Raw genomic sequence first — 6,753 nt, 5'->3', positions numbered from 1 at the left:
ACCTGTATAAAATTTTCAATGTTCTTCAATTTAGCCTTGACTTTTTATTTGCAGGCTATTTCAGAATATAGCCTAAGCAATCGTTCTCCAACTTTTCCAAGACTTTTATTACAAGCAATTTTCCGTTCTTCCTTTTTCATCAAACGAACATCCCGACTGAAAATCGCAGTTATCTTTTCCTGAAACTCTTTTATTGTCTCTGCTTTATATACCTGTTTTTCATCTTCAAGCCATCCTTCATACACAGGAATGTTTCTTACTATTGTCGGAATTTCACAGGCAAGAGCTTCTAAAACAACGATTCCTTCCGTTTCCTCATAACTCATAAACGAAAATACGTCTGCCCCACAATATGCATCACGCAGTTCATCAGACTTTACGAATCCTGCAAACAATACATTATCCGGTTTCTTTGATATCGCCTCTTTGATTTCTGCTGTCACCAGGTTTTCATTACCGCCTCCAAACCAGATAAACTGTACTTTCGGCATCATTCTGGCCAGTTCAAGAAAATCCAGAATTCCTTTTCTTCCAATCAAATGTCCCACAGATATCACAACCTTCTGCTCTTCCGTTAGCTGATATTTTGCGCGGAAGCGTATTCTCCCCTCTGGATCAGGTTTGAAAAATTCTGTATCCACACCATTAGTAATCGAATAAATTTTTCGTTTCAATCCATACCCTTCCAACAATTTTCTGGAATACTCGGTTGGCGTCACAACAACATCCCCCAAATTATAACAAAAGCAGATCCATTTTTTAAAAATCGGCGCTGCAAGATTAGAACCAATAAAGGAATTTTTAAAATCTTCCATTGTAGAATGCCCATAATAAATCACTTTTTTCTTCTGCATTTTTGCTATAAAGGCCGCAATCACCGAATCTGGAAAAACTGTATTCATATGAACCACGGTTGCTTCTTTCCACCTGGCTGCACGCGGTGCCTCTACTGCATTCAGCATTTTCTCCTGATGCTCGATTGCTTTTCCGACACCACTTTTTTCTACAATCGGAAACCCACCTCTGTATATATATGTTTTCATAATCTTTACCCTATTCCTTTTATAATGAAAATAACATCTTAAATGCTGTCGTAAGCCCCAGACTGTAAAGTGCAATAGAAAATGGTTTTCCAAGTACAATAACTGCTGTAAACTGTTTCCACGTCATTTTTGTAGTTCCCGCAAGATAGCACAAGAAATCATCCGGTGCCACCGGGAAAAAGATTGCCAGCGCAAATAATTTCAAAAACTTACCGTCCTTCTGGGTCCATCCATCATATTTCTCTATCATTTTTTCAGAAAACATTTTGTATAAAACCGGCCTTCCTATTGTCTTTGAAATTCCAAACACTGCAATTGATCCTATACAGATACCAATATAATTATAAAGAAATCCTAGCCACGGCCCAAAAAAGATCACACCACCCAGGCAACTGACTCCACCCGGTAGGATTGGAATAATAACCTGCACAACCTGGATCAGAATAAAAACGAGCATTCCAGTATAACCGAATTTCCAGATAAATGTCTGCAAAGAATCTACCGAATTTAAAATGCCGTTTTTATATGCCCAGATTGCAAGAAGCGCACATCCGGCCAGTCCGGCTATCGAAAGCAGATTGAAAAATCTAGTCAGATTTCTCTGTTTCTTAGGCTGCATTTTCATATCGGTATTTTCGTATTTGCTGTTCATAGATTTTTTCCACTCTTTCGGCAAAATTTCCGGAAGAAAATTTTTCTGCTGAAATAGCAGCCTTGTTTTGCATCCTACCTCTTGCATTTTCACCCATCCCCTTCCATTCTTGGATTCTCATAAGATAATCTTCTTTTTTATCATACTGCCATCCATTTTCCCCATCTGTCACAACTTGTTCCAGACATCCGTCTCTTCTGCAAAGGAGCGGAATACCACCTGCAAGCGCTTCTGCATAAGTCATTCCCTGTGTCTCGCTGGTAGAAGCACTGACAAAGAGATCTCCTGCCTGATAATAGCGTCCCATTTCTTCCGGTATGATCATTCCCGTAAAAATCACATTTTTAGCAAGCTTTAGCTCTCCGACCTTTTTTTTCAGCTCCGGAAGATATGGTCCATCCCCTACAAGGACTAAAATCACCCCGGATTTTGCTGCATCTTGCTGATATTCCAGAAGCTCTTCAATGTTTTTTTCCTTTGCCATTCTGCCTACATATACCAACACCAGTGCATCCTGTGATATACCAAGCTGCATACGGATTTTTTTACGCCAGTCTTCTTTTTTACATAGCTGATATTTTTCCAGATGGATTCCAGATGGAATAACTTCCACCGGACAAGACACCTGGTATCCTTCCAATATCTTACGGATCTTATCACTGGGTGCAATTAGGGTTTCTACCGCATTTGCAAGTTTCTTTGTCATCAACTGCACAATATTACTTTCTGCGGTGAAAAATAATGGGTATAGTCCTCGTAAACTGTATGGTACGTATGTACAATCGGAACATGAAGTTCAGATGCGATCCTTTTCGCTAAGAAAAATGTGGAAAATTCACACTGTGAATGCACAATATCCGGTTTCCACTCAAGCAACATTTCCATATAGTCACCTGCTGCCTTTGGAATTTTTAATCTTGCCTGCGGATAAATGCATCCAAGTCCAATTGATCCTGCATAAACCACATCGCCTTCTATATAAGAATGAAATGTTCTTGATAATGTAAGAATTTTTACTTCATGTCCTCTTTCTCTTAGCTGTCTGGAAAGATTCATAACTGAAGTAACAACACCGTTTATAACCGGTTCGTACCAGTCTGTTGTAATCAATACTCTCATTTATTAGTTCCTCCCGTTATCTTTTTATGAGCATAGTTTAACAGGAGATTGTTAAGATATGGAAAAGACATTTCTAAAGAATTTTTAAACAAATGCGAAATATTCAGTCAAGACAATATTTCAAAAAAAGTGTATCACTTTTTAGAACTCTCTAAAAAATGATACACTTTCTATTTACTCACTTAATACATCCAATGCACTCATTGCCAAGAGCTGAACAGAAGCATGCAGATTTCTTTTTCCTTCTTCTCCGCCTGCTGCTACTGCAAACTCTTTTGTATGTGTTCCTACATGCTCTTTCAATTTCACATAAAACTGAATTGCCGGTATTTCATGGGTTACATTTCCAACATCAGTCGAACCGATTCCCTGAGTCAGGTCACGCTCTATATACTCTTCACCAATAAAGTCCATGTTCTTACGAACATACTGAACCAGTTTCTTATCATTACGCACATCTTTGATAACTTCATCCAACTGTCTTTCTTCAACTTCTGTCCTGGTTGCAATTGCCGCTCCTTTCGCACAATCACGAATAGCATCAACCATTTCCATCATATAATCATATTCCAGTGAACGAATATTAAATACTGCTTTCGCTTCATCTGTTATAGTATTATGAGCTACTCCGCCTTCAGTAATAATTCCGTGTACTCTGCTGTAATCTTTAAAATGTAAACGCATCATATCAACCGCATGGAACATTAACTGAACTCCACTTAGTGCATTTGCTCCCTTCCATGGGCAAGCTGCCGCATGAGCCGGTTTTCCTTTGAAGGTGAATTCCAATGTAATTGCTGCAAAAGAAATATCATCTGGCATAGATTCATCACACGGATGCATCAGAAGTGCAGCATCAATTCCTTCAAATACTCCATGGCGAACCATAATCGCTTTGCCACTGCCCTTTTCTTCGGCCGGAGTACCTAATACTTTTAACACGCCACCTATCTCATGCTTTTCCATAACTTCCTTTAATACAATTCCTGCACCGGCTGCTGATGTTCCGATCAGATTATGTCCACAACCATGTCCGATTTCTGGAAGACAATCATATTCTCCCATAAGTGCTACTGTTTTCCCTGGTTTTCCAGAATCAAAAACTGCTTCAAAAGACGTCGGCATTTCTGCAATTCCTCGTTTAACAACAAAGCCATGGCTTTCCAACAGTTTGCAAAGTGCTTCCTGTGATTTATATTCTTTAAATGCCAGTTCAGGGTTTGCAAAAATATAATCACTTACTTTTTCAAATTCTTCCTTTTTCTCTTTTGCAAGATTACTGATTTCCTGTTTCATTAATTCTAAATTATCCATATTCTTCACCTCTCATTTTATCTGTATGGTTTTAGATCATTCCTTTTAAAGATAAGATAATATTTGAAATTGCTGCTGATCCAAAATAAGTAGATGCCATAACCACAAAGGATACAATTACAATTTTCCAGCTGAGTTTTTTGAAAACCTCAAGCTGGTCTCCTACAGCAATTCCAGCAAAAGCAAGTAGCGGAAGTCCTACAAGTCCAAAACTATATGCACTCATTGCATTTACGATAAAATCTGCAATCGGAGATATCGGCAATGTCAAAACAAAGGATACCAGTGTAGCCCACGCAAATCCTGGAAGATTAGGTTTTTTCACAACATTTTTCAAGGTAATCGCAATCACTACCATTACAAAGCTTACCACTGTCGACTTTGCCAAATCCGGAAGTTTGCTTCCAATAGAAACCATATGTATAATTATGACAATTCCATAAATCACCAATACTATTTTAATTTGTTCTAAAATATTACTTAATGTCGATTTTTCTTGTGGAGTTTGTTTTGTATTTTCCATCTTATGCCTCCTCAGATGCTTTTTTAAATAATTTAGCCCTTAATTTTTCAATACCTGGATTAACACGATTATAATACCAGTTCGCTAATGGCAATGCCAAAAACATTTCCACATACACACCTGTTACTGCAGTTAAAAGTCCACTGGTTGCAGAATATGCAAGAATTTGTTCTGCATACATAGGTGCCGCTGCATTTGTCAACGCTGCAGTAGCCGCATTCATCATAGATGCACTTCCCATACCTGATGCCATCGCAAGTGCATAAGGATGAAATCCGATTGCTAACCCGATCGGTGCCAGGAAAGAATAGAAGAGAGTACCAAATACACTTCCGCTAATATAAGTTCCAAGTGTTCCCATTCCTTCTCTGGATTCCAGACCATATTTATCTCCGATAATACCAAGTGCCGTATCTCTGCAAAGAGAGAACGTTCCACCCACAGCACTTCTTCCTAATCCAAGGAGTAAGCCAAGTGGTAATGCAATCAGCATCGTCATCATATTTCCCGCTTCCTGAAACAGTAAAGCAGGACCTGCCTGTAAAACAATTCCAACCTTTGGACCTGCATTGATACCAAACATAATTCCAAGCGGATATAATGTAAGAGACAACAAAAACGGTGCCCGTTTAATTTCTGCGTTACTAATAAATTTCTTCAGTGGGGGAATCACTTTTCCTAATAATGTTGGAGATAAAAGAATTCCCATGATGATAACCCAAATCATCGTCAATATCTTCACGTCAATCCCCATCACCTTAAATTGAAGTGGACCAATCAGCTCCGCAATAATGCAAATAATAATAGTTGCGATCATGCAATTTACAGTCCCTGTTCTTTCTTTCACATTTCCTTCCTCCGTTTCTTCCGAATTCTTATTTGACTACAGTATAACATTGACTTCTTAAAGTGTCGACACTCTCCATGCACCATAATGTCCCTGTTTTTTATGCACTTTGCACATTTATTATTCTTTCAAAAATATAGCATGTGCATTTCGCCCAACTATTTTCTTTCTTTTTAGGCACGCACAATATCGACTTTCCTATTTAGTAATGCTAAACTTTGCTTGTCAATTAAAAAACTATTTTAGTTAGAAAGAGAGGATTTAAGATGTTATTCAAACAATTAATAGAAGCTTTCGACATTATAGACAGTAAGAACGTAAACGGCAACTCTGTCGCATCTTATTTAAAATCCATAAAACAAGATGCGGATATTCAGGTTTATCCTTTAGTTGGACCAAAAGGTTCTACAGATATGTTAAAAATTCGCATCCCGGGTCTTCACGGAAAGACTTCCGGAGGCGATGCTCCGACAATTGGACTTCTTGGGAGATTAGGAGGACTTGGTGCTCGTCCTGAGCGAATCGGGTATGTATCTGACGGTGATGGTGCCCTCGTTGCAATTGCTCTTGCTGCCAAATTATTAGATATGCAGAATAAAGGGGATTTTTTAGAAGGTGACGTATTCATTTCTACACATATTTGTCCGGATGCACCGACCGCGCCACATGTTCCGGTTCCATTTATGGGATCACCTGTAGAAATGGCACAGGTAAATGCAGAAGAGCTCACACCGGAACTTGACGCAGTTCTCTCTGTAGATACTACTAAAGGAAATCGCGTGATCAATCACAATGGATTTGCAATCTCACCTACAGTAAAAGAAGGCTACATCCTTCGTACTTCCGAAGACCTTCTTGATTTAATGCAGATTACTACGGGAAAACTTCCAAAAGTATTTCCATTAACACAGCAGGATATCACTCCTTATGGCAATGATCTTCATCATCTAAACAGTATTCTGCAACCGGCAACTGCTACTAATGCACCTGTAGTCGGGATTGCCATCACAACAGAAACAACTGTTCCCGGTTGTGCAACCGGAGCCAGTCATATGACTGATCTTGATGAAGCTGCACGCTTTATGTTAGAAGTTGCCAAATCCTTTGGCAGTCGTTCTCTTAAATTATACGACGAAGAAGAATTCGAAAAATTACAAAGTTTATACGGTTCAATGAATCATTTCCAAAAACTGAATCCTTTCTCGTAATAGATACATACTGTTTTGAAATAAAAGATGCCCCGAAAAGGCATCTT

Annotated in this window: 8 protein-coding genes; 1 reads left to right on the top strand and 7 read right to left on the bottom strand. The window is 38.7% G+C overall.

All coding sequences use genetic code 11. The features are described from left to right. Nucleotides 1-44: 44 nt before the first annotated feature. The 7 genes from PGW42_RS05045 to PGW42_RS05015 form a co-directional block, all read right to left on the bottom strand. Nucleotides 45-1,043 (bottom strand): glycosyltransferase, encoded by a 999-nt coding sequence (locus PGW42_RS05045; RefSeq protein WP_270235120.1) that lies wholly within the window; start codon nt 1,041-1,043, stop codon nt 45-47. A 19-nt stretch (nt 1,044-1,062) separates the two neighbouring features. Then, nucleotides 1,063-1,668 (bottom strand): TVP38/TMEM64 family protein, encoded by a 606-nt coding sequence (locus tag PGW42_RS05040; protein WP_195250979.1) that lies wholly within the window; start codon nt 1,666-1,668, stop codon nt 1,063-1,065. Next, a complete protein-coding gene (locus tag PGW42_RS05035) occupies nt 1,652-2,401 on the bottom strand; it encodes a glycosyltransferase (protein WP_270202931.1) in 750 nt (249 codons plus the stop codon). The genes PGW42_RS05040 and PGW42_RS05035 overlap by 17 nt, the downstream gene beginning before the upstream one ends. Further along, nucleotides 2,401-2,814 (bottom strand): glycosyltransferase, encoded by a 414-nt coding sequence (locus tag PGW42_RS05030; protein ID WP_270202860.1) that lies wholly within the window; start codon nt 2,812-2,814, stop codon nt 2,401-2,403. Before PGW42_RS05030 ends, PGW42_RS05035 begins: the two co-directional genes overlap by 1 nt. Nucleotides 2,815-2,988: 174 nt before the next feature. Beyond that, on the bottom strand, nt 2,989-4,128 hold the full coding sequence (locus PGW42_RS05025) for a M20 family metallopeptidase (protein WP_117557830.1): 1,140 nt from the start codon (nt 4,126-4,128) through the stop codon (nt 2,989-2,991). Nucleotides 4,129-4,159: 31 nt separating this feature from the next. After that, nucleotides 4,160-4,651: a hypothetical protein gene (locus PGW42_RS05020; protein WP_117823568.1), complete on the bottom strand. Its 492-nt coding sequence runs from the start codon at nt 4,649-4,651 to the stop codon at nt 4,160-4,162. Nucleotide 4,652: 1 nt separating this feature from the next. After that, nucleotides 4,653-5,498 carry a DUF3100 domain-containing protein gene (locus tag PGW42_RS05015; RefSeq protein ID WP_044999066.1) on the bottom strand — a complete coding sequence of 282 codons (846 nt, stop codon included), beginning with the start codon at nt 5,496-5,498 and terminating at the stop codon, nt 4,653-4,655. A 266-nt stretch (nt 5,499-5,764) separates the two neighbouring features. On the opposite strand from PGW42_RS05015, the gene PGW42_RS05010 reads away from it, so the two are divergent. Then, entirely contained in the window at nt 5,765-6,706 is a 942-nt protein-coding gene (locus PGW42_RS05010) for a DUF1177 domain-containing protein (RefSeq protein WP_117823567.1), read from the top strand. Nucleotides 6,707-6,753: the final 47 nt, after the last annotated feature.

The sequence above is a fragment of the Coprococcus sp. TM115-187 genome, assembly GCF_027679115.1.
GTDB classification, from domain to species: domain Bacteria; phylum Bacillota; class Clostridia; order Lachnospirales; family Lachnospiraceae; genus Allocoprococcus; species Allocoprococcus comes.
Note: the sequence above shows the minus strand (reverse complement) of the source record. Positions and strands in the feature narration are given on the sequence as shown.

What these genes read in the sequence shown, in the direction of transcription:
- PGW42_RS05045 (WP_270235120.1), bottom strand. Translation starts at nt 1,043, where the DNA reads ATGAAAACATATATATACAGAGGTGGGTTTCCGATTGTAGAAAAAAGT.
- PGW42_RS05040 (WP_195250979.1), bottom strand. Translation starts at nt 1,668, where the DNA reads ATGAAAATGCAGCCTAAGAAACAGAGAAATCTGACTAGATTTTTCAAT.
- PGW42_RS05035 (WP_270202931.1), bottom strand. Translation starts at nt 2,401, where the DNA reads ATGACAAAGAAACTTGCAAATGCGGTAGAAACCCTAATTGCACCCAGT.
- PGW42_RS05030 (WP_270202860.1), bottom strand. Translation starts at nt 2,814, where the DNA reads ATGAGAGTATTGATTACAACAGACTGGTACGAACCGGTTATAAACGGT.
- PGW42_RS05025 (WP_117557830.1), bottom strand. Translation starts at nt 4,128, where the DNA reads ATGGATAATTTAGAATTAATGAAACAGGAAATCAGTAATCTTGCAAAA.
- PGW42_RS05020 (WP_117823568.1), bottom strand. Translation starts at nt 4,651, where the DNA reads ATGGAAAATACAAAACAAACTCCACAAGAAAAATCGACATTAAGTAAT.
- PGW42_RS05010 (WP_117823567.1), top strand. Translation starts at nt 5,765, where the DNA reads ATGTTATTCAAACAATTAATAGAAGCTTTCGACATTATAGACAGTAAG.